Origin of the sequence: Acinetobacter lactucae (assembly GCF_013344765.1) — a bacterium.
Lineage (GTDB): Bacteria > Pseudomonadota > Gammaproteobacteria > Pseudomonadales > Moraxellaceae > Acinetobacter > Acinetobacter lactucae_A.
Genome location: NZ_JABVBF010000448.1, coordinates 1 through 393 on the forward strand (window position 1 = coordinate 1; position 393 = coordinate 393).

Sequence of the window (393 nt, forward strand, 5' to 3'; positions counted from 1 at the left end):
GCTTTATTAGGTTATCAAATTGGCTGGTCAGTTTTTCAATACGATGAGCTTCGCCTATTGCACTTTCCGTTAGTACTGTGCGCTTTATTAATCTTAATCTTCAAAAAAAAAATAGAATATTCAATTTTCACTCAAACTATTTTTTTTCTAATTGGTGTATTAACTGCTATACAGATAACAACTTATAGTGTTTTTCAGTTTCAAGAGCTTTGGTCTGCGATAACATTATTATTTATATTTTCTGCTTTGACATGTGAGTTAAGGAATATAAAAAATATAGAACATAGCCTAGCATTAATCGTCGTTTCAGCATTTATTCCTTGTTTATTTATTTGTGTCTCTATCGCTAATTTTATTTTATATAAACAATGGTTTGATTGGCAATTTAACTCT

1 pseudogene is annotated in these 393 nt (G+C 28.8%); it reads left to right on the forward strand.

What is annotated here, in order from left to right:
* Positions 1–393, forward strand: a pseudogene (locus HUN22_RS17790) (O-antigen ligase family protein); the annotation flags it as partial.